24 protein-coding genes and 3 tRNA genes are annotated in these 26297 nt (G+C 69.7%); 16 read left to right on the top strand and 11 right to left on the bottom strand.

Annotated features, from left to right (window positions below; translation table 11 throughout):
• Positions 1-53 precede the first annotated feature (53 nt).
• A complete protein-coding gene (locus AC6I9V_RS07090; RefSeq protein WP_349413221.1) occupies positions 54-290 on the top strand; it encodes a hypothetical protein in 237 nt (78 codons plus the stop codon).
• An 83-nt stretch (positions 291-373) separates the two neighbouring features.
• On the opposite strand, the gene AC6I9V_RS07085 is transcribed toward AC6I9V_RS07090, so the two are convergent.
• Entirely contained in the window at positions 374-610 is a 237-nt protein-coding gene (locus AC6I9V_RS07085; RefSeq protein WP_497898859.1) for a hypothetical protein, read from the bottom strand.
• Between the two features lie 191 nt (positions 611-801).
• Between AC6I9V_RS07085 and AC6I9V_RS07080 the strand changes: the two genes are divergently transcribed.
• Positions 802-2106 (top strand): cation:proton antiporter, encoded by a 1305-nt coding sequence (locus tag AC6I9V_RS07080; RefSeq protein ID WP_497898858.1) that lies wholly within the window; start codon positions 802-804, stop codon positions 2104-2106.
• A 23-nt stretch (positions 2107-2129) separates the two neighbouring features.
• On the opposite strand, the gene hutG is transcribed toward AC6I9V_RS07080, so the two are convergent.
• On the bottom strand, positions 2130-3101 hold the full coding sequence (gene hutG / locus AC6I9V_RS07075) for a formimidoylglutamase (RefSeq protein ID WP_497898857.1): 972 nt from the start codon (positions 3099-3101) through the stop codon (positions 2130-2132).
• Positions 3102-3272: 171 nt separating this feature from the next.
• Positions 3273-4718 carry an NCS2 family permease gene (locus AC6I9V_RS07070; RefSeq protein ID WP_497898856.1) on the bottom strand — a complete coding sequence of 482 codons (1446 nt, stop codon included), beginning with the start codon at positions 4716-4718 and terminating at the stop codon, positions 3273-3275.
• A 113-nt stretch (positions 4719-4831) separates the two neighbouring features.
• Between AC6I9V_RS07070 and AC6I9V_RS07065 the strand changes: the two genes are divergently transcribed.
• Positions 4832-5437, top strand: a complete 606-nt coding sequence (locus AC6I9V_RS07065; protein WP_497898855.1) for a copper resistance CopC family protein — start codon at positions 4832-4834, stop codon at positions 5435-5437.
• Here the strand turns inward: AC6I9V_RS07065 and AC6I9V_RS07060 are convergent.
• Positions 5434-6102, bottom strand: coding sequence for an FAD-binding protein (locus tag AC6I9V_RS07060; protein WP_497900274.1), 669 nt, complete (start codon positions 6100-6102; stop codon positions 5434-5436). The two genes, AC6I9V_RS07065 and AC6I9V_RS07060, sit on opposite strands and share 4 nt — an antisense overlap.
• Positions 6103-6482: 380 nt before the next feature.
• On the opposite strand from AC6I9V_RS07060, the gene AC6I9V_RS07055 reads away from it, so the two are divergent.
• The 5 genes from AC6I9V_RS07055 to AC6I9V_RS07035 all read left to right on the top strand — a co-directional run bounded on the left by AC6I9V_RS07055 (position 6483) and on the right by AC6I9V_RS07035 (position 13335).
• Complete coding sequence (locus AC6I9V_RS07055) at positions 6483-7514, top strand: universal stress protein (protein WP_497898854.1); 1032 nt, start codon at positions 6483-6485, stop codon at positions 7512-7514.
• 83 nt (positions 7515-7597) lie between these two features.
• Positions 7598-10303 (top strand): PEP/pyruvate-binding domain-containing protein, encoded by a 2706-nt coding sequence (locus tag AC6I9V_RS07050; RefSeq protein ID WP_497900273.1) that lies wholly within the window; start codon positions 7598-7600, stop codon positions 10301-10303.
• A 92-nt stretch (positions 10304-10395) separates the two neighbouring features.
• The gene (locus AC6I9V_RS07045) at positions 10396-11508 is read left to right on the top strand and encodes a LolA family protein (protein WP_497898853.1); all 1113 of its coding nucleotides are present in this window, start codon (positions 10396-10398) and stop codon (positions 11506-11508) included.
• Positions 11505-12485 (top strand): ABC transporter ATP-binding protein, encoded by a 981-nt coding sequence (locus AC6I9V_RS07040; RefSeq protein ID WP_497898852.1) that lies wholly within the window; start codon positions 11505-11507, stop codon positions 12483-12485. Before AC6I9V_RS07045 ends, AC6I9V_RS07040 begins: the two co-directional genes overlap by 4 nt.
• Positions 12475-13335: an ABC transporter permease gene (locus AC6I9V_RS07035; protein ID WP_497898851.1), complete on the top strand. Its 861-nt coding sequence runs from the start codon at positions 12475-12477 to the stop codon at positions 13333-13335. The genes AC6I9V_RS07040 and AC6I9V_RS07035 overlap by 11 nt, the downstream gene beginning before the upstream one ends.
• Before the next feature lie 28 nt (positions 13336-13363).
• On the opposite strand, the gene AC6I9V_RS07030 is transcribed toward AC6I9V_RS07035, so the two are convergent.
• The 5 genes from AC6I9V_RS07030 to AC6I9V_RS07010 all read right to left on the bottom strand — a co-directional run bounded on the left by AC6I9V_RS07030 (position 13364) and on the right by AC6I9V_RS07010 (position 18469).
• A complete protein-coding gene (locus tag AC6I9V_RS07030; protein WP_497898850.1) occupies positions 13364-14770 on the bottom strand; it encodes a C40 family peptidase in 1407 nt (468 codons plus the stop codon).
• A gap of 202 nt (positions 14771-14972) precedes the next feature.
• The gene (locus AC6I9V_RS07025) at positions 14973-15893 is read right to left on the bottom strand and encodes a cation diffusion facilitator family transporter (RefSeq protein WP_497898849.1); all 921 of its coding nucleotides are present in this window, start codon (positions 15891-15893) and stop codon (positions 14973-14975) included.
• Between the two features lie 29 nt (positions 15894-15922).
• A complete protein-coding gene (locus AC6I9V_RS07020) occupies positions 15923-16387 on the bottom strand; it encodes a metallopeptidase family protein (protein ID WP_497898848.1) in 465 nt (154 codons plus the stop codon).
• Between the two features lie 10 nt (positions 16388-16397).
• On the bottom strand, positions 16398-17465 hold the full coding sequence (locus AC6I9V_RS07015) for a DMT family transporter (protein WP_497898847.1): 1068 nt from the start codon (positions 17463-17465) through the stop codon (positions 16398-16400).
• Positions 17466-17587: 122 nt separating this feature from the next.
• Positions 17588-18469 (bottom strand): ArgP/LysG family DNA-binding transcriptional regulator, encoded by an 882-nt coding sequence (locus AC6I9V_RS07010; RefSeq protein WP_497898846.1) that lies wholly within the window; start codon positions 18467-18469, stop codon positions 17588-17590.
• Positions 18470-18537: 68 nt separating this feature from the next.
• Between AC6I9V_RS07010 and AC6I9V_RS07005 the strand changes: the two genes are divergently transcribed.
• Positions 18538-19140 carry a LysE/ArgO family amino acid transporter gene (locus tag AC6I9V_RS07005; RefSeq protein ID WP_497898845.1) on the top strand — a complete coding sequence of 201 codons (603 nt, stop codon included), beginning with the start codon at positions 18538-18540 and terminating at the stop codon, positions 19138-19140.
• A 49-nt stretch (positions 19141-19189) separates the two neighbouring features.
• On the opposite strand, the gene AC6I9V_RS07000 is transcribed toward AC6I9V_RS07005, so the two are convergent.
• Complete coding sequence (locus AC6I9V_RS07000; protein ID WP_497898844.1) at positions 19190-20209, bottom strand: PHP domain-containing protein; 1020 nt, start codon at positions 20207-20209, stop codon at positions 19190-19192.
• A 207-nt stretch (positions 20210-20416) separates the two neighbouring features.
• Between AC6I9V_RS07000 and AC6I9V_RS06995 the strand changes: the two genes are divergently transcribed.
• The 3 genes from AC6I9V_RS06995 (at position 20417) to AC6I9V_RS06985 (ending at position 20790) form a co-directional block, all read left to right on the top strand.
• Positions 20417-20489: transfer RNA gene (locus AC6I9V_RS06995), tRNA-Glu, on the top strand.
• A 103-nt stretch (positions 20490-20592) separates the two neighbouring features.
• A tRNA-Asp gene (locus tag AC6I9V_RS06990) sits at positions 20593-20666 on the top strand.
• A 48-nt stretch (positions 20667-20714) separates the two neighbouring features.
• A tRNA-Phe gene (locus AC6I9V_RS06985) sits at positions 20715-20790 on the top strand.
• A gap of 114 nt (positions 20791-20904) precedes the next feature.
• Here AC6I9V_RS06985 and AC6I9V_RS06980 read toward each other — a convergent pair.
• Positions 20905-21708, bottom strand: a complete 804-nt coding sequence (locus AC6I9V_RS06980; RefSeq protein ID WP_497898843.1) for an LLM class flavin-dependent oxidoreductase — start codon at positions 21706-21708, stop codon at positions 20905-20907.
• Here AC6I9V_RS06980 and AC6I9V_RS06975 point away from each other — a divergent pair.
• The 4 genes from AC6I9V_RS06975 (at position 21707) to AC6I9V_RS06960 (ending at position 26142) form a co-directional block, all read left to right on the top strand.
• Positions 21707-23116 (top strand): recombinase family protein, encoded by a 1410-nt coding sequence (locus AC6I9V_RS06975; protein ID WP_497898842.1) that lies wholly within the window; start codon positions 21707-21709, stop codon positions 23114-23116. The two genes, AC6I9V_RS06980 and AC6I9V_RS06975, sit on opposite strands and share 2 nt — an antisense overlap.
• A gap of 247 nt (positions 23117-23363) precedes the next feature.
• Entirely contained in the window at positions 23364-23573 is a 210-nt protein-coding gene (locus tag AC6I9V_RS06970; protein ID WP_497898841.1) for a hypothetical protein, read from the top strand.
• A complete protein-coding gene (locus tag AC6I9V_RS06965) occupies positions 23573-23821 on the top strand; it encodes a hypothetical protein (protein WP_497898840.1) in 249 nt (82 codons plus the stop codon). The genes AC6I9V_RS06970 and AC6I9V_RS06965 overlap by 1 nt, the downstream gene beginning before the upstream one ends.
• Entirely contained in the window at positions 23821-26142 is a 2322-nt protein-coding gene (locus AC6I9V_RS06960; RefSeq protein ID WP_497898839.1) for a hypothetical protein, read from the top strand. Before AC6I9V_RS06965 ends, AC6I9V_RS06960 begins: the two co-directional genes overlap by 1 nt.
• The last annotated feature ends 155 nt before the right edge of the window (positions 26143-26297 follow it).

Below are 26297 nucleotides of genomic sequence, written 5' to 3'. Positions count from 1 at the left end.
ATGATGTTGTGGGCCCAGAATTAAAAAACGAATCTACAAAGGGGTAGAAGTTCATGAAATCACGCGGGACGGTCATGTCCAGGCGCACGGCATTCGCCGCCACGGTCTCCGACTGGAAGAGCCTCAAGGCGGGGGACCGGGTCGAAATCGTGAAGCACGCACAGCTGCTGGCGGCCGGTGACGTCGAAGAGGTCTCGGCCAGCGGCAACGTGCTCTGGCTGGTGCCGGGCGCGGCACCGGAGCCGCAGCTGTTCCTGAAGTCCGACGGCGTGCAGGTGCGCCGGAGCTAAGCGCCCGCGCCGCGAGCGGCAAAGCGAAGGGCCGGTGCGGGGAATACCCCGCACCGGCCCTTCGACGTCTGGCAGCCCGCGGGCTAGGCGGCGACGTCCTCGTGCGTTTCGCCGAACGGCACGGTTTCGTCGAGCGCCACGGTGTACGCGCCGGGCTCGTGGCGGGTGACCCGGATCCCGCAGCGGCGGTCCTGGACGGCCGAGGCGATCAGCGTGTTGACGGCCGTTTCAAGGCCGTGGTGGACCTCGTGGGCGCTGGCAAACGAGAGCCTGATGGACGTGGCGTCAGCGGCCTGGGCCTGCATGGTGTGTGTGTTCATTAACTGGTCTTTCCTAGAATCCGGCCGGTTGGCCGCCCTCCATTCTAGTCTGTCCGGCGTGGCTTACCGGCCCGGAGCCGATAGTGTGCAGGTGGCGGTATATCTTTTGAGGCGAGGGGCGCCGTTCTGGTTGGAACGGCGCCCCGACCCATTCCAGGCCCGCATCCCGCTCGCGGCAGGAGGACGTGCACGTGTTTGAGGCTCCCAGTGTTGCCTACACCGCGGCCGGAATCGCCGTTTTCATCGCGGCCGTGCTGCCCAAACTGCTGCGCAACGCGCCCCTCTCGATGCCCATGGTCTTCCTCGGCGCGGGCATGCTGGCGTTCACCCTGATGCCCGCCCTGCCGGACCCGGATCCGTTGCAGCACGGCGAATTTGTCACCTCCCTGACCGAAGTCTGCGTCATCGTCTCACTGATGGGCGCCGGGCTGGCGCTGGACCGGCCGCTCGGACGCCGGCAGTGGTCAACGACCTGGCGGATGCTCGGCCTGGCCATGCCGCTGTGCATCCTCGGCCTTACCCTGCTGGGACTGTGGTTCCTGGGCCTCGGGCTGGGCGCGGCGCTTCTTGTCGCGGCCGCCCTGGCCCCCACCGACCCAGTCCTGGCCTCCGAGGTGCAGGTGGGGGAGCCCGCCGATGAGGAAACGGAAACCGGACACGAGGACGAGATCCGCTTCGGGCTGACGTCCGAGGCGGGCCTGAACGACGGCCTGGCGTTCCCGTTTGTCTACCTCGCGATCGCCATCAGCTTCGCGGGCGCGTCCCCGTCCGGCTGGCTGGGGCACTTTCTAGCCGTGGACGTGCTCTGGCGGATCGGCGTCGGCGTGCTGCTGGGGCTCGCGACGGGGAAGCTGCTGGGCCGGCTCTTCTTCACGGCCCGGCACGAGAGCGTCCGGCTGTCCAACCATTCCGAGGGTTTTGTGGCGCTGGCGGCAACATTCCTGGCCTACGGCGTGACCCAGATGGTTGAGGGCTACGGCTTCGTGGCGGTGTTCGTCTGCGCCGTCACCATCCGCGCCGCAGAACGCACGCATGGCTTCCACCGCGTGATGCACTCCTACGTGGAGCAGCTGGAGCGGCTCCTGACCGTGGTGATCCTGGTGCTGCTGGGCGGGGCTATAGCGCGCGGCCTGCTGGCCGGGATCGGATGGGCCGAGGTGCTGGTGGCTCTGGCGTTCCTGCTGCTGGTGCGTCCGCTGGCGGGCTGGCTGGGGCTGGCCCGAGGTAAGACCGGCCCCCGCGAACGCATCGCGATCTCCTTCTTCGGCATCCGCGGCATCGGCTCGCTGTATTACCTCGCCTTCGCACTGGGCCACGGGAACTTCGGCGCGCAGGCGGAGCAGCTCTGGGCGTTTGTGGGGCTGGTGGTGGCGATGTCGATCGTGCTGCACGGTGCAACGACCGCGCCGGTGATGAACCGGCTGGACCGGCTGCGCCAGCGCCGCGCGGTGGAACAGCACGGGGACGAGGGCCAGGCGCCACACACGGCCATCTGAGCGCTCCTGCCGCGGCGGTGCGGTTACCGCAGCAGGGTGTTGATCAGCCGGGCGGCTACCTTGGCGGTGCGGCCGTCAACGTCGAACTCCGGGTTCAGTTCCGCAACGTCCAGGTGCAGCAGCTTCCCGCTCGCGGCCACCTGCCGGCAGATGCCGCTGATCACCGGCAGCGGGACGCCGTAGGCGGCCGGGGCGCTGACGCCGGGCGCCACCGATGCCGGCAGCACATCCAGGTCGATGGTCAGGTATAGCGCGTCCACCTGCGCCAGGAACGCGGCCACAAAGGCGTGCGCCGCGTCCGCGGAGCAGTCCTCGTCCAGCAGGTAGTCCACACCCAGTTCGGCGGCGGTCCGGAACAGCGCGGGGGTGTTGTTGGGGTCGGAGATCCCGACGACGGCGTACTGCAGTTCGCGGCCCGCGGCGGCTTCGGCCCGGGCCATCTGCAGGAACGGGGTTCCCGAGCTGGCCACGGGCTCGTCACGGAGGTCGAAGTGGGCGTCCAGGTTCAGCACGCCCACCCGGAGGCCCTCCCGGACCGCGGCGGAGCCGGCGACGCCGAGGTAGCTGGCAAAGGCGGTCTCGTGGCCGCCGCCGAGCACCACTGGCAGCGCGCCGGCGTCCAGCAGCCCGGTGATTTCGAGGCCCGCCCGCGCCTGCCCGGCTTCCAGCGCGTCCCCGGTGACGGTGACGTCGCCGGCGTCGTGCACGTCCCGGTCCAGGTGGAAGGCGAGCGGGCCGAGCGCGGCGCGGATGGCTGCGGGTGCGGCGGCGGCCCCGACGCGGCCCTTGTTCCGGCGCACGCCGGCGTCGCTGCCGAAGCCGAGGAGGACGGCGGGCCGGGCCGCGGAGGAGCCGGCAGGCTGCGGGTGCGTCGGCCGGTGCGGGGCGTAGGGCGTCACGGCCTGCCACCAGCGTCGGTGCTCGGGGCCGTCGCCGTCGAACCGGCCGGTCCAGGGCTGCGGCGGGACGTCGGTGGTGCGGGCGGGAGAAGGCATGTCCCAAGCTCACCCCAGCCCGGGCCCGAAAACCAGCAGCGCCGCCGTCAGGGTGTCCGAAATCCCGGAACCTTTCCCAAAAGCCGGTTAAACGCCGCCGAGTCCGCAATCGGCGGCAATGTTTTCCGTAAAACATTGCCGCGAACTGCGGACTCGGCGGGGGAGGTGCGTTTAGTGCATGCCCAGCGCGGCCTCGATCGGACCGATGCCGAAGAACAGCAGGAACGCGGCGGCCACGGCCCACATCAGCGGGTGCACCTCGCGGGCGCGGCCCTGGACCAGTCGGATCAGCACGAAGGAGATGAACCCGGCGCCCAGGCCGTTGGCGATCGAGTAGGTGAACGGCATCAGCGTGAAGGTCAGGAACGCGGGGATCGCGATGCCCCAGTCCTGCCAGTCTATCTTGCCGACCTGGGAGACCATCATAAAGCCGACGACGACGAGCGCCGGAGCCACGGCTTCGAACGGGACCAGGTTGATCAGCGGGGTGAAGAACATGGCGACAAGGAACAGCAGCCCGGTGACGATCGAGGCCAGCCCGGTGCGCGCGCCCTCGCCGATGCCGGCGCCGGATTCGACATAGATCTGGTTGGAGGAGACGGACGCGCCGCCGCCGACGATCGCGCCCAGGGCATCGATCTGCAGCACACGGTCCACGTTGGGGATGTTGCCGTCCTTGTCGATGGTGCCGGCCTCGGTGGCCAGGCCCACCATGGTGCCCATGGCGTCGAAGAAGATGCTCAGCAGGATCACAAAGGCCAGCAGGGTCGCGGCCACGAAGCCGAGGTGCTCGAACGCGCCGAACGGGTTGGCCTTGCCAATCAGGGACAGGTCCGGGGCGGCCCATTCGGTGAACTTGGGCGCCACGAGGGACCAGCCCTGCGGGTTGAACGGCTTGTCCTTCTGGAAGCTGGGCCCGATGTGCAGGGTGAATTCCAGGATGACGGACAGGATGGTGGAGCTGACGATGCCGATCAGGATCGCGCCCTTGACCTTGCGGACCACGAGGGCGATGGTGAGGATCAGGCCGAGCACAAAGACCAGCGTGGGCCAGCCGAGGAGCTTGCCGTCGAAGCCGAGGCCCACGGGGACGGTGGTGCCCGCGACGTCCGGGATGCGGCGGACGAAGCCGGCGTTGACCAGGCCGATCAGGGCGATGAAGAGGCCGATGCCGACCACGATCGCGGTCTTCAGCCCCTCGGGGACGGCCTTGAACACCGCGGTCCGGAAACCGGTGAGCACCAGGATCAGCATGGTGACGCCGGAGAGGACCACCAGGCCCATCATGTCCGGCCAGGTCAGGCCCGGATTGGTGGCAACCGTGACGGCCACGAACGCGTTGACGCCGAGGCCGGTGGCCAGCGCGAAGGGATGCTTGGCCCAGGCGCCCATCAGGATGGTCAGGATGCCGGCCACGAAGGCGGTGACGGCGGCGACTGCCGGGAAGCCGAGCGTTCCGCCGGACGAGTCCGGGCCGGAGAGGATCAGCGGATTTAGGACCACGATGTAGCTCATGGCGAAGAACGTGGCGAACCCGCCACGGATCTCGCGTGAGAAGTTCGACCCCCGCTCGGAAATCTTGAAATACCGGTCGAGTGCAGAGCCCTGCTTAAGCATTGGTCCTCCGGGAGGGGAAAAGGGGTGTTAGCTAAATCCTATTAGGCGTGACGGCGCCCACCCGCCAAACTCGCCTAGTCTGTAAGGAAGCCAACACTAGGAGCGGGCCAGTCATGCGTTTGACCAGACAACTTCCGGGTGCCCTGCTGGGCCTGACCGCGCTGGTTGCGTTCCTGCTGGGCGCCGCGCTGCTGGGTGCCGGACCGGCAGCCGCCCACGATTCCCTGGAATCGACCAGCCCCGCCGCCGGCGCCACGGTGCCCGCGGCGCCCGGGACGGTTTCACTCACCCTCAGCGAGCGTCCGCTGGCGCTCGGCACCCAGATCAACGTCACCGACGCCGCCGGCACCAACTGGTCCGACGGCGCGGTGCAGATCGTGGACAACGTTGCCTCGCAGAAGCTCAAGGCGGGCGCCCCGGCCGGGCCCTACACCGTGCAGTGGCGGGTGGCCAGCTCCGACGGCCACCCGATTGAGGGCACCTTCTCGTTTACGGCATCGGCGGCGGCGGGTGCGGCGTCGGGCACCGCCCCGGCGTCGGGCACGGTGCCGACGCTGGGCACCGCCCCGCCGGGCTCGACGGTCGCGCCGACGCCGGCGCCTGACGCCTCTCAGCCGTTCCCCTGGAGCATCGTGGTCTTTGTCGCGGTAGCCGTGGGCATCCTGGTGGCCCTGGCGCTGTCGGCGAAGCGCCGCCTCAACGCCGGCGACGACTCCTAGGCCGGCAGGGCCAGCCCGCCGGTCAGCAGGGAGGGCATGCCTTCCGGGTTGACCTTGGCGGAAATGGCCTGGCCCACCAGCTTGGCCTGGCGCAGGACTTCCTTGGGCGTGGGCGTGATGAGTTCACCGACGCCGACGAGGTACATGCCGAGCGCGTGCATGGCGGCCATCAGGTTCTGGCCGGCAGCCACCCCCAACTCGGCCAGCATGCGGCGCAGCTGGCTGTGCGCGCAACGGGTGAGGACCAGGTGGTCGGCGTACAGGATCCCGTTGGGGGTGCTGACCGCCCACGGCTGCATCCGGTGCGCGCCGGCGAGCACGTCGTCACAGGCGCCGCCCAGACCTTCGACGCCGAACCCGTCCGGGTCGAGGTGGTCCAGCTGCAATGCCCGGACATCGTTGCGGATATCGAGCTTGTGGCTGATGGCGTAGTTGCGCAGGTGCCGAAGGATCTCGTTGCGTTCCCTGAGCGTGGCCGCGTCCGCCGCGTCGCACCGCTGCAGCGAGGAGGTGTTGGCCGGGTTCCCCGCGCCGAGCAGGTCCAGTCCGTCCACAACAATGGCGTCGACCCCCCGGCGCTGCAGCTCGCTGGCCACCGCCAGTCCGGAAAGCCCCGTGCCGATGACCACAGTGCTGGTCCGTTCGATTCCGCCGTACACGGGCATGCTCGACACTGCGGGGTCCTTCCTCGAATGATGCGGATTCCGGACCCATGCCCGGAACGCTTCACCATCGACCCGTCCAGGCGCACTCCACAGGGGAGCCTGCGATCTGAAAGACGAGTCTCGGTTCAGCAATGCCTCAGAGGATACCCAAGATTGCCGGCTGTGAACAGGGCCGGCTTCAGTTTGATTTTTTCGCGGTTTTACGCGGTTTCGCACAGGGCAGGACCCGCCGGATCGCCGCCGCCGCGCGGGTTCCCTGGACAGCGGAACGCCACGTAAACAGTTGGTAAAACCTGCCTGCCGGGCAGGTGGAGCCCGCATCCGCGCAGTTCTGGCAGAATAGCCGCAACAGAGCCACGTATCGCGAGGAGGCGGACCCCATGGCCCGAGAACAGGTGCATCCGGACCCGGCGGGAGACGCGGCCGTGGAGCATGCTCCCCGGGGGATCGTGGTCGGCGTGGACGGCTCGGACCACAGCCACTGCGCCCTGGTGTGGGCGGCCCGGGAAGCCGAGCGCCGGCGTCGTCCGCTGCACATCGTGACCGCCTACTCGGTGCCCGTCTTCGCCGCGTCCGGGCTGGACGGCGGCTACGCCACGGTGGACGATTCAGTGATCCGCGAAGGCGCCGAGGCGATCCTGAAGCAAGCGCTGGACAAGGTGGCCGGCTACAACATCGACGTCGACGCCTCCGTGGAGAACGGCGACGCCTCCGGCGTCCTGCTGGAGATGACGGAGACCGCCGAACTGCTGGTCTTCGGCACCCGCGGCCGGGGCGGCTTCGTGGGCCGGCTCCTCGGATCGGTCAGCAGCGCGCTGCCCGCGCACGCCAAATGCCCCACGGTCACCGTCCCGCTGATCTGCGGGGACCGGCTGGGCGAAACCACGGACGACAAGCACGTCCGTGCCGAGCGGGAAAAGTCCGGGCACCAGCCGGTCGAAAACGTCGTGGTGGTGGGGGTAGACGGCTCCGAACAGGCCCGGGTGGCGGTCCTTGAGGCCGCGGCCCAGGCCGAACGCCTCTCCGCCCCGCTGCGCCTGGTCTGCGCCGTCCCGCAGTACAGCGGCTCGCTCGCCTGGGTTCCCGCACCGATGGACCGCGAGGCCCTCTTCGCCGACATCCGGGTCCAGCTCGACGCCGGGGTGGCCTGGCTGAAGAGCCACTTCCCCAGGCTGGAGGTCGAGACGCAGCTCGTCGACGGTTCCCCGGTTGACATCCTCGTCGAGGCGAGCCGGCACGTGGAACTCGTGGTGGTGGGCACCCGCGGCCGGGGCGGCTTCGCCGGGATGCTGCTGGGATCGACCTCCGACGGCATCCTGCACCACGCCAAGGGCCCCGTTATGGTGGTCCCGGACCGGGAGGATCCCCGGCTGGCCGACCGTCCCAGCTTCGGACCCATGCTCGGCTCCTAGGCCGAACACTTCCTCGCCCAAGGGAGGACCGCCAGGTGGAGCACCCATCCGTTTCAGGGACAAAGCCGCAGCCCGGACTGGTGATGGCCCTTGAGCTGACCGGCTCGGAACAGCTGGCCGAGGTCGGCGGCAAGGCTGCCAACCTCGGCGAACTGCTCCGGGCCGGGCTGCCGGTCCCGGCGGGATTCTGCCTGACCACCCAGGCCTACCGGCGCGCCACCGAAGGCGCCGGGCTCGACGCCGTGCACGAGTCCCTGGCCGCGGCCTCTCCGGAGGACCTCCCCGGGCTCGCCGCCCTGGCCGCTGACGCCCGGGACCTGGTCCTGGCCGCGGACGTCCCGGACGACGTTGTCCAGGCGGTCAGCGAGGCCTACGCGGCGCTGGGCCCGGACGTCCTCGTGGCGGTCCGCTCGTCCGCAACCGCCGAGGACCTGCCGTCCGCCAGTTTCGCCGGCCAGCAGGACACCTTCCTCAACGTCGTGGGTATTGAGGCGGTCCTGGCCGCGGTCCGCGAGTGCTGGGCCTCGCTTTGGACGGACCGCGCGGTGAGCTACCGCGCCTCCCACGGGATCAGCCCCGCGGCCGTGTCGCTCGCCGTCGTGGTCCAGCGGATGGTGGATGCGGCCACGGCCGGGGTGCTGTTCACCGCGAACCCGGTCACCGGCAGGCGGCATGAGGCCGTCATTGATGCCAGCCCGGGCCTCGGTGAGGCCGTGGTGTCCGGGGCGGTCAACCCTGACCATTTCGTCATCGACAGCGCCACCCGGCGGATCCTCGAGCGCCGGATCGGGAGCAAAGCCGTGGCTATCCGGCCGCTGCCGGGCGGCGGAACCAAACGGATCATCCAGCCCGACGCCGGCACCCGGCCGTGTATCGACGACGCCGGGCTCCTGGCGCTGGAACTGCTGGGCCGCCGTGCGGAGGTGCACTTCGGTGCGCCCCAGGATCTCGAATGGGCGATCGACGACGGCGGAGCGGCGTGGCTGACCCAGTCGCGGCCCATCACCACGCTCTACCCCCTGCCGGAGCGGCGGCATGACCCCGGCGGGACCCGCGTCTACCTGTGTTTTAGCCTGGCGCAGGGCCTGACCCGCCCGCTGACGCCGATGGGGCTGGCAGGCTTCCGGCTGATCGCCTCGTCCGTGGCCCGGGCGGCGCATTTCGAGGTTCCCGTCCCGCACGACGGGCCCTCCCCGTATGCCGCGGCCGGGCAACGGCTGTTCTTCGACCTGACCCCGGTGCTGCGCAACGGCGTCGGACGGGCCCTGGTGCCGCGGGTCTTCGACGTGATGGAAGCCCGCTCCGCGGCGGTGCTGCGGTCCTTGTTCGATGACCCACGGTTCTCCGTCACCAGCCGCTCGCCGTGGCGGCTGCTGCGGCATGTTGTCCCCGTGGCGGCACGGGCCAAGGTCCCGGAGTCGCTGCTGCGCGCCCTGGTCCGGCCGGAGGCCGCGCTGCGCCGGGCGGAGCGCTTCGGCGAACGCTTCCGGGCCGCCCTGGTGGTGCCGGCCGGGTCCACCGCGGTGCAGCGGCTGGACCACGTGGAGCGCATCCTGGGCCGGGAGCTTTTCCCGGTGGTGCCCAATATCCTGCCGCTGCCCGCCCTGGGCTTTGCCCTGCTGGCGGCCGCCGGCAGGCTGCTGGGCACCGGCGCCGGGCCCGGCGCGCTGCAGCCGGTGCTGCGGGGGCTGCCCCACAACGTCACCACCGAGATGGACCTGGCGCTCTGGCAGCTCGCCGAGGCCATCCGGGCCGACGACGGCGCCGCCGCGGTGTTCGAGGGCGCCGGGTCCGACGCCGACGCGGTGCCGGAGCTGGCCCGCCGCTACCGGGCCCGGGAGCTGCCCGCCGTCGTGCAGTCCGGGCTTGCCGGATTCCTGGGCCGCTACGGGCACCGGGCGGTGGCGGAAATAGACCTCGGCGTGCCCCGCTGGTCCGAGGACCCGGCCCACATCCTCGGCGTCCTGGCCAACTACCTGCGGCTCGAGGATCCCGGCCTGGCCCCGGACCGGCAGTTCAGCAAGGCCGCAGGGGACGCCGAGGCCCAGGTGCAGCGGCTGGCCGCCGCCGCGGGCCAGCGGGGCCGGCTGCGCGCGGCCCTGGTGCGGGCGGCCCTGAAACGCACCCGGATGTTCGCCGGGCTGCGGGAACTGCCGAAGTACCACATCGTCGAGGCCCTCGCCGCGGTGCGCGCGCAACTGCAGGCCATCGGGACGGAGCTGGCCGCGGCCGGCCGCATCGCGGACGCCGACGACATCGTCTTCCTGGACCTGGTCGAGGCCCGCGAGGCCCTCGCCGGACGGACGCTGCACGCGGTGGTGGAGGTGCGCCGCGAAGACTATGCCCGGGAACTGGGCCGCCGGCACATTCCGCGGGTGCTGCTCTCGGACGGCACCGAACCGGAGGCGCTGCGGTCCCGCGCATCCGGGACGGGCGCGGACGCAGGGGTGCTGAACGGCACCCCGGCTTCGGCCGGCACTGTCACCGCTGCTGCCCGCGTCATCCTCGACCCGCAGGGCGCGCGGCTGGAGCCCGGCGAGATCCTGGTGGCGCCATCCACGGACCCGGGCTGGACGCCGCTGTTCCTGACCGCCGGCGGGCTGGTGATGGAGATGGGCGGGCCCAACTCGCACGGCGCCGTCGTCGCCCGGGAATATGGCATCCCCGCCGTCGTCGGAGTCCCGGACGCCACCACGCTGATCGCCACCGGGCAGCGCCTCACGGTCGACGGCGGCGAAGGCACCGTGGTGCCGGATGCGGGGAATGCCGGCGCCGGGACGTTGGCGTAGGTCCGTTGAAGCAATCCGAGCGGGAGCGGTGATGCAGGCCCGCCCCGGGCGTAAAGTTGATTCATGAGCTGCAATGTTGGTGCTCGGTCGCAATGACCCGCCCCTGGCTGCGCTGGTTGCCGGCCGTCACCGTTCCTGCCGTGATCGCCGCCGGGGTGCTGGCGGGATCCCTGCCGGCCAGCGCGGGCGATCCGCTGCCGGCCAAATCACCCGAGCAGGTGCTGGCGCTCATCGCCCAGCACCGCGAAACATCCTTCTCCGGAACGCTGGACCAAACCTCCAGCCTCGGCCTGCCGGAACCCCCGCAGGCCGGTCCGGGAGCCGCGAACGGCGACACCGCCTGGCTGGAGCTGCTGACCGGGCCGCACACCGCCCGCATCTACCGTGACGGCCCGGACAACGCCCGCATCCAGGTGCTGGACCGGCTGGCGGAGCGCGACGTCGTCCGGCACGGCGCCGATCTCTGGTTCTACAACTCCAAGGACAACACCGCCGCGCATGCCGTCCTCCCTGCCGGGCTGAAAGACCGCCACGGCTCCGGGAAGGACGCCGTTCCCGCCCCGGACCAGCTGGCCGAAAAACTCCTGGCCAAGCTGGAGAAGAGCAGCGACGTGTCCGTCGGGACGGATGTCCAGGTGGCCGGACGCGCCGCCTACCAGCTGATGCTCACCCCCAAGTCCTCGACCACCCTGCTGGCCTCCGTGGCGATCTCGGTGGACGGCCAGAACGGGATGCCGCTCGGCGTCGAAGTGAAGGCACGCGGCCAGGCGGACCCGGCGTTCCGCGTCGCCTTCACCAAGCTCTCGCTCGAGGCCCCGGACGCCGCAATCTTCACGTTCAGCCCGCCGCCCGGGGCCACCGTCAAGGAAATCCCGGTCCCGGACCACAAATCCGACGGCACAAAGGGCCGGCCGGACGACAAGGCCAAGGAAGGTTTCAAGGACAAGGTCCACGTCAGCGGAACCGGCTGGGAATCCGTCATCGAACTTCCGGCGGGTGCAATGGCAGGGGCCGCGGGCAAGGCCCCGGAGCAGCAGGGCGGGCCCGGGAGCGCGGCGTCGCTGCTGGCCCAGGCGAGCGTCCCGGTGCCCGGCGGCAGGCTGCTTTCCACCGCCCTCGTGAACGTGCTGATCCTCGACGACGGCCGAGTCTTCGCCGGATCCGTCCCGCTGGAGCGGCTCCAGGCCGCGGCCGCCGGGCGGTGACCGCCGTCGCGCTGTCCACCGAACTGAGCATCGAGACCCGGGGGTTGAGCAAACGCTTCGGCCGGCAGCTGGCGGTCGACGGCGTCGACTTGGCCGTGCCGCGCGGTTCCGTGTTCGGTTTCCTTGGCCCCAACGGCTCGGGCAAGACCACCACCATCCGGATCATGCTGGGCCTGGCCGCGGCTTCGAGCGGCTCGGTGCGCGTCCTGGGCGAGGAGATGCCGGGGCAGCTGCGCACCGTGCTTCCGCGGGTGGGTGCCCTGGTCGAAGGGCCCGCCTTCTACCCGTTCCTTTCGGGGGCGGCGAACCTGCTGCGCTTTGACGCCGCGGACCCAGGGGCGCCGGCCGGGACCCGGAAGGAGCGCGTGCGCACGGCGCTCGAGCGGGTGGGGCTGGGGCACGCGGCGGACAAGAAGGTCCGGGCCTACTCGCTCGGCATGAAACAGCGCCTCGGCATCGCGAACGCCCTGCTGGTGCCCCGGGAGCTGCTGGTGCTGGACGAGCCGACCAACGGGCTGGATCCGCAGGGCACCCGCGAGGTCCGCCATCTGGTCCGTTCCCTCGCGGCCGACGGCGCCACCGTGTTCGTCTCCAGCCACCTGCTCGCCGAGGTGGAGCAGATCTGTACCCACGCGGCCATCATGAGCGCCGGACGCCTCGTGGCGCAGGGCCCGCTCACGGAGCTGCGCCGGGCCGGAAACGCCAGGATCCGGCTGCTGACTCCCGACCCCGGGGACGCCGCCCGGGTGATGGCTGGCCTGGGGCTGCGGGCCGACGGCGGTACCGCTGCGGCGGGCGGCGAACTGCTGTTCGCGCCGCTACCTGCCGGGTCCGACGACGGCGCGCCCACGCCGGAGGCAGTAGTGGAGGCCCTTGTCGCGGCCGGCGTCCGGGTGCGCGGCTTCGCCCTGGAACAGGGCAGCCTCGAGGACCGCTTCGTCGAGCTGACCGGAGAGGGGTTTGACGTTGCCCAATGAACCGTCGGTAGCCCTCCCTCCTGGCGCGGCCAGGACTCCAGGCCTGCGCCTGCTCGGGTCCGAACTCGGCGTGCTCTTCCGCCGCCGCCGGACCTGGGCCATGCTGCTCGCCCTGGCCGCCATCCCCGTGCTGATCGCCGTGGCCGTGCGGCTCTCCTCCGCCGTGCCGCCCGGCCGCGGGCCAGCGTTCCTGGACCGGATCAGCCAGAACGGGCTGTTCGTGGGCGTCACCGCGATGCTGGTGGCCGTCCCGCTGTTCCTCCCCCTGACGATCGGCGTGGTCGCCGGCGACACCCTCGCCGGCGAAGCGGGCCTGGGGACCCTGCGGTACCTGCTGGCGGCCCCGGCCGGCCGGGGCCGGCTGCTGCTGGTGAAGTACGCCGGTGCGGTGGTATTCGCCGTTGCCGCCCCGCTCACCGTGGCCCTGGTGGGGGCCGGCATCGGGGCTGCGCTCTTCCCGGTGGGGCCCGTGACCCTGCTCTCCGGCGACACGATCGGCGCCGTCGAAGCCCTGGGACGGCTGCTGCTGATCGCTGCCTACCTCGCCGTGTCCCTCGTCGGAGTCTCCGCCATCGGCCTGTTTATGTCCAGCCTCACGGACGTGCCCGTCGGCGCGATGGCGGCCACGGTGGTGCTCGCCGTCGTCGCCCAGGTCGCGGATGCGCTGCCGCAGCTGGAGTGGCTGCACCCGTGGCTCTTCAGCCACCGCTGGCTGGACTTCGCCGACCTGCTGCGCCAGCCCATCGTCTGGGACTCGTTCGCCGCCAACGCCTTGCTGCAGGGCGGGTACCTGGCCGTGTTCGGGGCGCTCGCCTATGCCAGGTTCGCGACGAAGGACGTGCTCTCCTAGGTCCTCCGGCCGACGTCAGTACCGGGCGTCAGTACCGGGCGGCGATGGGGTGGAGCTGCATTCCGGACATGGCGGCAAGGTCCGTCACGGTGATACCCGCGTCCACGTTCAGTGCCTGCACCACCCGTCCGCCGCCGAGATAGATGGCCACATGGTAGAACCCTGGGGCGGAGCCCCACACCAGCAAGTCGCCCGGCTGCGCCTGGGACAGCGGGACATGCACGGGAGCCTGGGCGAACTGCTCGGACGCCGTGCGGGGCAGGGACTTGCCGGCCGCCGCGAAGGCATTCTGCACCAGTCCCGAGCAATCGAAGCCGTAGGCGCCGGTTCCGCCGTACTGGTAGAAATACGGGGCGCCGGTCTTCCCCAGCGCCACCGACACCGCGGTCTGGTTGGAACCGCCCGGAGCCGGAGCCGGAGCCGGAGCCGGAGCGGGCGGGGGCGGCGGGGCAGGAGCCTGCGGCGGGGCCGGAGCCGGGACAGGCGGCGCGGGAAGATCGGGAGCCGCCGGGGGAGCGGCAGCCGGAGGAACAGGCGCCGGCACGGCGGGCGCCGGTACAGCGGGTGCGGGCGCCGGCTGCCCGGACCGGGCGGGCTGCGGGGCCGGCAGCTGGTTGGACACGGCCGTCACGGCCGCCAGTTGCGCCTGCTGGCGCTGCCGGTCCAGGGCATCCACCCGCGCCGACTCGAGTGCCACGGTGGTGTTCCGCAGTGTGGCCAGCTGGTCCACCAGTACCGTGCGCTGCGCCGCGGCGTCGGTCACCACGCGCTGCCGGGCCTCGTTGGCCCGTTCGGCGTCGGCCTTGCGGGACTCGGCTGTGCGGGCTGCGTCGTCGGCGGCGCGGTCGGCGTCGGCCGCGGAGGCCTTGGCCGACTGGGCGGCAGCGGCGGCGGTCTCCGCGGACTGGAAGGCCCGGGTGCGGCCGGCGGCTACCGCCTCAAGCGTGGCGGCCTGCTGCAGGGCCTGGCCGTTGCTGCTGACCAGGCTGCCGAGGGCCGGCGTCATTCCGCCGTTGCGGTACAGGTCCCCGGCGAGCTGGCCGATCAGCTTGCGCGCCTTGGCCTGTTCGGCCTCGGCGGCGGAGGCCTTGGCGGCCGCCAGCTTGGCGGCGTCCCGCCGGATCCCGAGCTCCACCAGGGCGTCGGCGTAGGCGTTGTTGGCCGAGAGCGAGGCGGCCAGCCCGTTGTCCCGGGCCGTTGCCGCCTCCGCCAATAGGCGGTCGATGCGGGTGACCTGCTCCGCCGTCGCGCTTTCACTGGATTTCGCCGCGGCGATGTCCTCCGGCGACGGAAGGTCCGGGGCGGCCGGCACCCTCACTCCCGGGACGGAGCCCGCAGGGGCCGGAGCGGCCTGGGCCGGGACGGCCAGTGTTGCCAGCAGCACGACGGCGGTGCAGAGGGCTGCGCCCCTGCCGCCCGGTCGGGTCCAAACCATGGAAAACCTCGCTGCGTTCAGGCTGGAGCGAGCGAGGTCGGAATTTCGGCACGGGTAAATGCCCCTCTGTGGATCGCCCAGCACGGACGAGGCTACGTGCCAAATACCACTTTGGCAACAGAGGTCACATCAATAACATAAACAACAATGATGTGATTCGGTCACATTTATTCCGGTGTGTCGCGTCGTGACCGGTCGGACGTCAGGCGTGCTGGTGGGCCTCGTGCTCCGCGTGGGTGGCGGGTTCGAGCTGGAAGGTGCAGTGCTCGGTGTCGAAGTGCGAGCCGAGGCAGCTGACGAGCTTGTCCAGCACCCGGTCGGCCCCGCGGGCGCCCAGCGCCGCGTCCTCCACCACCACGTGCGCGGAGAACACCGGCACCCCCGAGGTGATGGTCCAGATGTGGATGTCGTGGACGGAGACCACACCATCCACGGCCAGGATATGTTCGCGGATCATTTGCACGTCCACGCCCTTGGGGGTGGCTTCGAGGAGCACGTCGACGACGTCGCGGAGCAGGTGCCAGGCCCGGGGCAGGATCATCAGGGCGATCACGATCGAGGCAATGGTGTCCGCAGCCTGGTAGCCGGTGGCCATAATGACCACGGCGGCGACGATGACGGCGAAGGAGCCGAGCAGGTCGCCGAGGACTTCCAGGTAGGCGCCGCGGACGTTGAGGCTTTCCTTCTGGGCGCCGCGCAGGATCAGCAGCGAGACGAGGTTGGCTACCGCGCCCAGGACGGCGGCAAAGAGCATCACGTCGGTCTGAACCTCGGGGGCCGAGCCGAGCCGCCGGATGGCCTCCGTGAAGATGACCACGGAAATGACGATCAGGACCAGCGCGTTGGCCAGCGCGGCCAGGACCTCGGCACGCTGGTAGCCGTAGGTCCTTGCATCGCTCGCCGGCCGGGCCGCGATCCAGGCGGCCAGCAGTGCGATGAATACGCCGGCCGCGTCGGAGAGCATGTGCCCGGCGTCGGCCAGCAGGGCCAGCGAGCCGGAGACCATGGCGCCGGCGACTTGGATCAGGACCACGGCAAGGGTGATGCCCAGGACGGCGATCAGGCGTTTGCGGTGCTTGCCGGTGGCCGTAATGCCGTGCGAGTGGCTGTGGTCGTGTCCCATGATTCCAAGGCTAGTCGCCCCGGGGCCGGCTAGCCCCAGCCGAGTTCGTGCAACCGCTCGTCGCTGATGCCGAAGTGGTGCGCGATCTCGTGCACCACGGTGACGGTTACTTCCTCGACCACGTCCTCGCGGGAGGCGCAGAGCTCCAGGGTCGGCTGGCGGTAGATGGTGATCCGGTCCGGCAGCGAGCCCGCGTCCCACCAGGAATCCCGCTCGGTCAGCGGCACGCCCTCGTACAGGCCCAGCAGCACGGTGTCCGGGTCCTCGCCGGGCTGCGCGATGTAGTCGTCTTCAATGAAGACCGCCACGTTGTTCATGGTCTTCGCCAGCTCCGGCGGGATCCGGTCCAGCGCGTCACCCACGGCGGCTTCGAACTCGTCCTCGGACATCGGGAACGGCCCGCCGTCGGGCCCGGTGCGCTCGCGGCCGTCGTCGTTTCCGGAGTCGTTTGCGTCGGGCACGATCGGCAGGCCGGGTGGCAGTGAAGCGGGCATACCCAGAACTCTATGCCCCCGGCTTCGCGACCGGCCCGGGAGTCTGGCGGGAGCCCGGCCGCGAGCGGCGCCGGGTCAGGGAGACGCCGGCGAGGCAGATCACGCCGCCCACCAGACCCCAGATCGTGGGAATCTCGCCCAGCACCAGCCAGGAGATCAGGATCGTGGTGCCGGGCACCAGGTAGGTGGTGGCGGCGAGCCGTCCGGCGTCGATCAGGGAGAGGGCGTAGGCCCAGGTGGTGAACGCGATCGCGGTGGGGAAGACACCGAGGTAGACCAGACCCAGCGTCGCTGGCAGCGGCGCGGCCTGCAGCTCGGCGACGAGCTGGCCGCTGAAGGGCAGGCAGCACACGGCACCCACCATGATGCCGAACCAGGTGGCCTGCGCCGCGGGGAACTTCCGCAGCACCGGCTTCTGCACGATCACGCTGACCGCGGCGAGGGCGGCGGCGAGCAGGCAGAGCAGCACCCCGGCGACGTCCGCCGTCGAGCGCTGGCCGGAGCCGAGGGCAATCACCGCGACGCCGCCGAACGCGACCAGGCTGCCGATGATCAGCCAGCGCGGGAAGCCCTCTTTCAGGATGATCCCGGCCATCACAGCGACCAAGATGGGGTTGACGTTGATCAGCAGCGCGGCCGTGCCGGCATCGAGCATGTGTTCGGCGGCGTTCAAGGCAACGTTGTAGCCGCCGAACCACATCACGCCGTAGGCCAGAATGGGCCACCACTCGCGGCCCCGGGGGAACACGGCCGCCTTGCGGAACTGCGGCAGCACCACCAGGCCCAGCACGACGGCGGCCACCGAAAGCCGGCCCAGGGTCAGCGCCCCGGGGGAGAAGCTGGGCCCGACGGCGCGGATCCCCACAAAGGCCGATGCCCAGAGGACAACGGTGACCACGACGGCGGCGATCCCCAGCCCGCTGATCTGTCCCGGCCGGAGGGGCGCCGTGGCCGCTGCGGGAGGGGCGGCATGCGAGGCCGCTTCGTGGGTGCTGTTGGGGTGGGTGCTGTCCGGGATTGTGGTGCCCGGGTGGGCGCTGTCCGGAGTGGGGGAGCCTGTCTCGGCGGTTGTTGCCATGCTGCCAATCTAGCCCGAGCGGCGGGCCTGCGGCTGGCGGAAATCGGTCAGGTCTAGTCGGTTTCCTGCCAATGTTCCCGGCAGTGGTCCGGCCAGCGGTTCGGGCTGCGGTCCGGCCGGCCTCACCGGAGGACGCGCGCGGCCGCCTGGACGGCGTCCGCCACCTCTCCCAGCGCCGTCGAACCCCGCCGCCACTGCTGCCAGTGCAGGGTGATGTCCACGGGGCTGCCGGGACCGAGGAGCTCCAGTGCCCCGGCCCGGAGGTCCTCGCCGATCTCGATCTCGGGCATCAGGCCCCACCCCATGCCCCAGCGGATGGCGTCACCGAACTCCTGGGCGGCCGGGACGTAGTGCCGCGGCGGCTGGAGGGCTGAACGGCTGAACCGGCGCAGCCAGCGGTCCTGCAGATCGTCCTTGCGGTCGTAGACCAGCACGGGGGCGCGGGCCAACGCCGCCGCCGTGACGCCGGATTCAAACCAGCGGCGGGAAAACTCCGGCGCGCAGACCGGCAGGTAACGCATAACCCCCAGCCTGCGCGACGAACACCCCGGAACCGGCGCCGCCGTCGCCGTGATCGCGGCGGCCGCGGCGCCGGCGCGGAGGAGGTCCAGCGAGTGCTCCTGGTCCTCGCGGAGGATCTCCAGCTGGATGCTGTCCCCAACTGCCGCCAGGCCGGGCAAGGCCCAGGTGTGCAGTGAATCGCTGTTGATCACCAGGGTCAGGCGGGTCCGCCCGTGGGGTTCCGCCGGCTCCAGTTCCTCGGCGAGGTCCGCGGAGAGCAACTCCAGCTGCCGGGCGAACCGCACCACGGCCTGGCCTGACTCCGTGAGCCCCGGCGGCCGGGCCCGGGTCAGCACCGGCCGGCCGACGGCTGCCTCGACGGCGCGGATCCGCTGGCTGATGGCCGAGGGTGTCACGGACAAGTGGGCTGCCGCCGCGTCGAAGCTGCCATGCGTGATGATGGCCGCCAGCGTCCGGGCCTGCTCGGGCGAGATGTCGATCATTAGCCCATCTTACGTATGCGCAGGAAGTTTAACTGGTTTCATCTGGATGCGGCACCTACCGTGGAACAGTGATCTTCCCCCTGTTTTCCGGCCTCTCCGCCGGGCTGTCCCTCATCGTTGCCATCGGCGCGCAGAACGCCTTCGTGCTGCGCCAGGGCATTCAGCGCTCGCACGTCGCCATGGTGGTGGCCGTCTGCGCCGTATCGGACCTGCTGCTGATCCTGCTGGGCGTCGCGGGCATCGGCGTCCTGCTGGACCGGGCGCCGGCCGCCCTCGTGGTGATCCGCTGGGCCGGGGCCGCTTTCCTGCTCGCCTACGGGGCGCTCGCAGCCTGGCGCGCGGTCCGCGGGCAGCAGCTGGACCAGACCCTGGGCAAACCGGCCGGCAGCCGGGCGGCCGTGCTGGCCACCTGCCTGGCCTTCACCTGGCTCAACCCGCACGTCTACTTGGACACCGTGCTGCTGCTCGGGTCGCTCGCCGCTGCCCAGGGCGAGTCCGGGCGGTGGTGGTTCGCCGCCGGGGCGGGCCTGGGCAGCGTGGCGTGGTTCACCGCGCTCGGCGCGGGGGCTCGGTTCCTGACCGACCTGTTCCGGCGCCGGGCTGCCTGGCGCGTGCTCGACGCCGGAATCGCCGTCGTGATGGTGACCCTGGCCGTGTTGCTGCTGGCCTGAGCGTCGCGGCCGTTATTCCCTGGCGTCTGGCCATACCTCGTCGCCGCGTCTACTTGCCGCGCCGGGACCATTCCAGGAGCCGGTCCACGGGCCAGGTGGTGATGATTCGCTCCGCAGGCACGTTGTTCCGGGCGGCCCGCTCCGCGCCGTACTGCAGAAAGTCCAGCTGGCCCGGGGCGTGCGCGTCGCTATCGATGCTGAAGAGGCAGCCGGCGTCGAGCGCCAGTTGGATCAGTTCATCCGGCGGGTCCTGGCGCTCCGGCCGGGCGTTGATCTCGACGGCGACGTCGTGGTCCGCGCAGGCCTCGAACACCCGCTTCGCGTCGAACTCCGACGGCGGCCGCGTCCCCCGCGAGCCGTTCAGGAGCCGGCCGGTGCAGTGGCCCAGCACCCGGGTGTGCGGGTCCTCGATTCCGGCCAGCATCCGCCGGGTCATGGTGCGGCTGTCCGAGCGGAGCTTCGAGTGCACGCTCGCCACCACGATGTCCAGGCGGTCCAGCAGCTCCGGGGCCTGGTCCAGCGTCCCGTCCTCGAGGATGTCCACCTCGATGCCGGCGAGCAGGCGGACCCCCGGGCGGCCTGCGTCGATCGCTGCGACCAGGTCCAGCTGTTCACTCAGGCGTTCGGCGCTCAGCCCGTTCGCGATCCGCAGCGTGGGCGAGTGGTCGGTCAGGGCCAGGTACTCGCGGCCCAGCATCCGGGCAGCATCCACCATGGCCTCCACCGGGGACCCGCCGTCGGACCAGTTGCTGTGCGTGTGCAGGTCCCCGCGGAGCTCCGCCAGCAGCTCGCGGCCGCCCTCGGCGAGCGGCGCGGCGCCGCGTTCGCGCAGGCCCGCGAGGTAGTCGGGAATCCCGCCGTCGACGGCCTGGGCGATCACCTCGAACGTCCGGTCGCCGATCCCCTTCATACGCTTGAGCCGGCCGTCCCGCCTCCGCGCGGCCAGTTCCTCGGGCGAGAGGCCGGCGATCAGATCGGCCGCCTTGCGGAACGCCTGGACTTTGAACGTCGTGGCACGCTCGCGTTCGAGCCAAAAGGCGATCTCGTTGAGGGCAGCGGCGGCGTCCATCTGCCCATCATCCGCACAGCGGTACCGGCCTTGTCCAGACCCCGCCGGCTGCGTATTCCCGGGTCGTGGGGCCGATTTTGGAGTTTCCGGAAGTTGGCCCTATAGTTTTATAGGTCCAGTTCGGAGGAACCCGAAGGGCGCAAAACGGAAGGCTTCGGCCCTTGTTTTTTGCCCTTGATCCAGTGGGTTTTGCCGGATGGCGTCCTGGCCCCCATCGTCTAGCGGCCTAGGACACCGCCCTTTCACGGCGGCGGCACGGGTTCGAATCCCGTTGGGGGTACGCAAGGAACTGGTCGGGCCGGATGAAAAAGTCTGGTAGGCTAAAGGCCTTGAAAAATTGCAGTAGCGATACCGCAAACAGCAAGAAACAGTAGTAAAAGCAAGGCCCTGTAGCGCAGTTGGTTAGCGCGCCGCCCTGTCACGGCGGAGGTCGCGGGTTCAAGTCCCGTCAGGGTCGCTCTGATTGCCAGGAGAAATTCCGGCCGTCAAGGTGACACGTCACCAAGGCTCTGTAGCTCAGTTGGTAGAGCGTTCGACTGAAAATCGAAAGGTCACCGGATCGACGCCGGTCGGAGCCACCAGCTAGAACCCCGCAGTTCCCAGTGTTTATGGGATCTGCGGGGTTTTTTCGTTTACAGCGTGAAGCGTGAGCCGGGGCGCCGACTTCGGGAAGTAGTCCCCGCCGTCCGCGCCGGTCAGCGCCAGCCGAGCTGCGGCGCCACGTGCTGGAGTATGGATTCGATCACGTGGGCGTTGTAGTCGACACCAAGCTGGTTCGGGACAGTGAGCAGCAGCGTGTCTGCGGCCGCGATCGCCTCGTCTTCGGCCAGCTTGGCGGCCAGTTCGTCCGGTGCACCCGCGTAGGAGCGGCCGAAAATTGCACGGGTCTTCTCGTCGATGTTGCCCACCTGGTCCGAACTGCGGCGGTCCCGGCCAAAGTAATGCCAATCGCGCTCGTCCGTGAGTGCAAAGATGCTGCGGCTGACTGAGACGCGCGGTTCCCGCTCGTGCCCGGCTTCCTTCCAGGCCTGCCGGTAGAGCGCGATCTGCTCCGCCTGCTGGATGTGGAACGGCTTGCCGCTCTCGTCGTCTTTGAGCGTGGAGCTCTGCAGGTTCATGCCGAGCTTTGCCGCCCAGACGGCAGTGGCGTTCGAGCCGGAACCCCACCAGATGCGCTCGCGCAGACCCTCCGAGTGCGGCTCCACGCGCAGCAGACCGGGCGGGTTCGGAAACATCGGGCGCGGATTCGGCGCCGCGAATCCCTCACCAGTGAGCACCTCGAGCAGGCGCTCGGTGTGCCGGCGGCCCATGTCGGCGTCGGATTCGCCCTCGGCGGGAGCGAAGCCAAAGTGGCGCCAGCCCTCGATGACCTGCTCGGGTGACCCCCTACTGATGCCCAGCTGCAGCCGGCCGCCGGCGATCAGGTCTGCCGCGCCGGCATCCTCCGCCATGTAGAGCGGGTTCTCGTAGCACATATTGGGGTTGTAACGTTGGGGCATGAAGACTGTAGCCGCGTACGTACGGATCTCGATGGACGCCACGGGCGAGCGGTGGGGCGTTGAGACACAGCGCCGAAAAATCGCGGAGTTGTCCAGCGCCCGTGACTGGCAGATCGTGGAGTGGTACGAAGACAACGATGTCTCGGCCTCAAAGCCCCGTGGGCCCAAGTCGGACTGGGCACGGATGCTCCACGACGCCGAGGCAGGACGGTTCGAACTCGTCGTCGCCGTGGACATCGACCGACTGCTGCGCTCGACACGGGACATGAACACCCTGATGGACACCGGCGTCAACGTCGCGACGGTGGACGGAGAGATCGATCTCTCAACGGCGGACGGCGAGATGCGCGCCGGGTTCCTGACAATCATGGCGCGGTTCGAGACCCGTCGAAAATCCGAGCGTCAGCTCCGGTCGAATGCCCGGCGGCGAGCTGAAGGGATCCCCGCCTCGGCCTGGACGCCATTCGGCTGGACGAAGGAGGGCGACATCATCCCCGTGCAGGCCGCCGCGGTCCGGAGAGCCTTCGATGCCTTCCTCGGTGAACCGTCGCTGTCCATCCGCCGCATCCGGGAAGATCTCAACGCCGCGGGGCACCGAACGGCCCGCAACTCCGTGTTCTCCATCGACGCGGTGCGCTATCTACTGGCGAACCCGCTCTACGCCGGCTACATCAAGAAGTACTCGACCGGCGAGCTGTTCCCGGTCCAGGGCGAAGCGTTCCCGCCCATCGTCAGCGAGCAGACGTGGAGGTCAGCGGTAACGAAGCTGGAGGACAACGAACGCCGGGCCGCGAGGCAAGGCAACGCCCCGAAGTACCTGCTGTCGTCTGTCGGCCTGTGCGGCAAGTGCGGGGCGACGCTTGTTTCCGGGAACAACAGCCGGGGATTCGGCACATACAAGTGCGGCGAGCACTTCCACCTATCGCGACAGCGCGATGCCGTCGATGCGATGGTGGTTGAAGCCGTGCTCACCCGGCTTTCGGCGTTGGATGTGCACGACCTCGTCGCACCACAGGAGGACAGGGCCATCGACCGGGAGGCCCTGCTGTCTGAGCGCAAGGCCCTGGTCGAGCGCATCGAGGAGCTGACCCCGCTTCTCGCTGACGTGCGTCAGCCCGTCAAGAACATCACCGAGGGGCTCGGGCTGGCCCAGGCGCGAATCACTGAGATCGATGCAGAACTGCTGGATAGCACGCTGTCGCCGACCGCGGACCTCCTGGCCGGCATCGACGATCCGGTCGGCACCGCGCAGCGACACGAGGCCGTCGCGCGGAAGTGGGAGGCGTTGGACATGGACCGTCGTCGGTTGCTCGTGGACGAGCTGGTGACCGTGACCATTGAGCCGGTCGAGCCGGGGCACGTGAAGTTCGACCCGGACCTCATTCGGATAGAGCCGCGCCGCGGCTGACTCACCACGTCGTTGCAATGGCAAGTCAAGTCGTGTGACAATGCTTGCATATAAACGCTAGAGGTTGGCGTCAGCCCGGTTCGCCACCGGGTTTCCACCTCGCTAATGGTGTCTCGGGTGGCGACAGACCGAGGCTCAGGGAGACCGTAACCACCGGTTGAACTGATAAGTAGTCCATCGCAACGGGGAACAGTCCGCCCTCGTTGTCGGGAGTGGAGCGGAAGGCTCCTCCGTGAGGACTTTCGTGATGTCTGTCGTTATCGACGCTTCCCGCGCATTCGCGCCGCACCGTTCTGGTCATGACCAGGACTCGGTCGCCATTGAAAAGGTCGACGACCTTGATCCCGTCATCGCCGCCGCGCGCGCCGCTGGCCGCCTGGCCGGTGAGCGCCTCGCCCGCATACCCCTCACCCCGCACCAGCGCGCCGTGGTGGCCTCCGTGATGGGCGGTGTCTGATGACCGCCAACACTGCCGCATTCCAACACGTCGACGGCTTCCGCTGGCGTCAGGGTGATCCCTCCCTTGCCGACGCCGAAGCGCGTCTCTACGACCTCGGCGTGCTCCGGTCCGTCCTCGAAGAGGCCGTGGAGATGGCCGTCGCCGACGCCCGCGCCGACGGCGTGACCTGGGCCAAGATCGGCGACGCGCTTGGCGTTACGCATCAGGCTGTCATTAAGCGCTACGGCAAGCGCGGTGGTGCCTAGTGAGCACCACCTCCCGCATCCGCAGCATCGCTCCCACCGGCCTGACTCCGCCCGGAGGGCCTGGCCTGGCACCCGCCGCAGGCGGGCTGCCCGTCGTCGCTCCGAACAGCCAAAACATGCTGTGTGAGCCGGGATTTTCTCCCGCTCAGAAAACGGATATCGGATACACGACCGACGAACACACCCCCGAGAACGACGTTTCCGCAGGCCAGGAGCCTGTGTGCACGCGCGACTCCTTGGGTTCGCGCGTATCCGTTTCAGAAACGGATACGCCATCTCCTCCAACGGATACCCCCGTTGACTACTCCGCGTTCGAGGTGCCGGGAGCTGATCCCAGCGACGATGTGGAGCCCTTCGAAGTGCCTTCGTCGCCTGACCACATCGAGGCTGCCCGCGCCTTCTTCGAGGAACAGAAGGCCTCCGAGACCCCGGATCAGGTGAAGCGTGCTCAGACGCTCTCGCGGGTGTTCTCGGTGATGCAGTACGCGAACCACCCGGAGACGGGTGAGCCGATGTACAGCCAGGAGCAGCTGGAAGACGGTCTTGCCCTCCTCGAAGAGCAGTTCGGTGAGATGTGGTCGGCCTTCACCGCTCACCCGTTCGATCGGCTCGTGGAAGTGGACGAGGGCAGTGTGGACTGCCGGTGCATTGGTCTCAAGGGCCTGCACTGGCACCTCGTGCTGTGGTTCAAGGAGAAGCGCCCAAAGACCCGCACGGTCTCGAACGCACTGGAGGTACCGAGTGCTCGCGTGCGGTGGCCGAAGGAGGTCGTGGCCCAGGAGGGCGGGGACAAGCACGAAGGCTCCGGTGCTGCGTCGAAGGCGTTCTTCGACCTCTGTGAGTACCTGCCTCACGAGTCGCGGCGGGCAGATGCGATTCCGGGAGTGCACCAGACCGAGCGCACGTACTTAACGGACAACAAGCAGGACGGCAATCCGGGCAAGTACCAGTACGGGCGCGGGCGCATCGTGGCGAACTTCGATTTCAGCGTCGAACTGGACGCGCACATGGCCGGGCGCGTGTCAGCTGCCGAGGGCGGAAAGAGCCTCGCTGCCAGGAAGCGGAAGCTTCGGCGCGCGGTGATGGACGGGATGACGCTGGATGCGGCAGAGGCCGCTGACCGAGACGCGTTCGCCGATGATCTGCCGCGGTTGGAGCTGCTCCGCTCGCGGTACGAGCAGAAGCGTAGCGTTCTGGTCGCCGAGGGCCTCGGTACGACGTGGCACAAGTCGGTGCTGGCGATCTGCGGCCCGAAGGGGTCGGGCAAGGGCATCCTTGCTGATGAGGTCGCCGCGCAGACTCAGGCGCTGGTGGCTTTGGCTGGTTGTGACTGGCCGTACGTGCAGCCTCCGGGGCGCAACGCGCTGGAAGCTGTCGGGGATGCGAAGATCACTCATCACGATGATGCCCGCTTCGACATCACGCCGACGTACGACGAGACGTTGCGGTACACGGACAATCACCGCGCCACGGAGCCGTACAAGCGGCATACCCGCAGCGGGCAGGTGGTCGCTCCGCGGCTGATCATGATGTCGAGCACCGAGACGCCGCAGTCGCTCGGACTCACGATGAAGGCGCGCAAGCCCAGCGACGTGCTGGCGTTCAACGCCCAGGGTGCGAAGCGCTTCCCGCCGGTGGACATCGACGAGTTCCTGCGCCGCATTGGGTGGGCGGTCGAAGTTTCGATCCCGGAGTCGCTGCAGCTGACCGGCAACGATCATGAGGATTACCCGATGATCCGCGCCGAGATGCTCGTGAGCATCCGCAGGGTCACGGTGAATGCCGCGCGCCGGATCGAGCCGGTGCTGAATCGCGAAGGCGAGCCGCTCGGCGAGATCACGACGACGCACGAAATGGCTCCGGTCGCGGTGGTGAAGGGTGCTCAGGACGCGGCCCGCTTCCTCGCCGTGTCGATCCTGATGGAAAACAACCGGGACGTGATCGAGCTGATCCCGGAATCCGAGCTGGCCGCGTACCTCGCGCAGAAGGCTGCTATCGAGGTCGCCGCTGCCGAGGAGAGCGAACGGCGCAGGCAGGCTGCTGCCGCAGCCGCTGAGGAGGCAGAGCAGCGTGCGGCCGAGGTTGCGGCCAAGAAGCGGCAGAAGGAGATCGAGCGCTGGCAGGTGGAGCAGCGTATGGCGGCGATGTGCACCTGCACGCCGCGCCCCGCTGGCTCCTACGGGAGGCATGCGGACTCCTGCACGGTGCTCACCGAGGACGACCGTCGGCAGCGCGTCGAAGCGCACCGGGCCGAGCTTGATCGGAAGGTCGCGCGGCTCCGCGCGAACGGCGGGCTGCTGGTCGCGGGAGGTGCGCGATGAGCGCTTTCGGCGGCCAGCACGTTGCGATTCGTCAGGGCTCCGGTGGAGCGCTGACGGATCGGTTGGTCGAGGCGCCCAGCGCCGAGGAAGCTCCGCGCAGCGGCCCCCGGAGGGCCTCGGGAACCTTGGAACGAAGAGTAAAGGTGTATGGGGCT

The sequence above is a fragment of the Arthrobacter sp. SlRoot2-15 genome (assembly GCF_059739345.1).
The sequence above is the reverse complement of the archived record's forward strand: the minus strand, read 5'-3'. Positions and strand labels throughout refer to the sequence as shown.